The 503-nt window shown below is 54.9% G+C and carries 1 protein-coding gene; it reads left to right on the forward strand.

The window, feature by feature from the left end; all coding sequences use genetic code 11:
• Positions 1-503: tetratricopeptide repeat protein (locus GPK83_RS17365; RefSeq protein WP_215704827.1), on the forward strand; the 503-nt coding region annotated here is incomplete at both ends.

The raw sequence follows: 503 nt of genomic DNA on the forward strand, positions 1-503 counted from the left end.
CGGCGAAGGCGTGGAACAGAACGAAGAAAGGGCGCTTTACTGGTATCGCCGCAGTGCCGAAGGCGGCAACGGCAGTGCCATGTGCAATCTTGGCCGGTGCTATAAAATGGGACATGGCGTGGAGCAGAATTGGCAGGAAGCCGTAAAATGGTATGAGCAGGGCGCACAGTGTGGCCATTTGCAATCCATGGATAATCTGGCATACTGCTACGAGTACGGCGAAGGCGTGGAACAGAACGAAGAAAGGGCGCTTTACTGGTACCGGCGGGGAGCTGAGGCAGGAAGTGATTACTGCATGTACTGCCTTGGCTGGAATTACAGCAATGGCGAAGGCGTGGAACAAAATATGACGGAAGCGATCCGTTGGTATACTGCTGCCGCCGAGGGCGGAAATGCTGATGCCATGCATGATCTCGGCTGGCTTTACGACCACGGCGAAGGCGTGGAACAGGATATGAAAAAGGCAATTTGCTGGTACGAACGAGCAGCAGAGCAGAACCACC

The sequence above is a fragment of the Clostridium sp. MCC328 genome, assembly GCF_018785465.1.
GTDB lineage: Bacteria > Bacillota > Clostridia > Lachnospirales > Lachnospiraceae > Pilosibacter > Pilosibacter fragilis.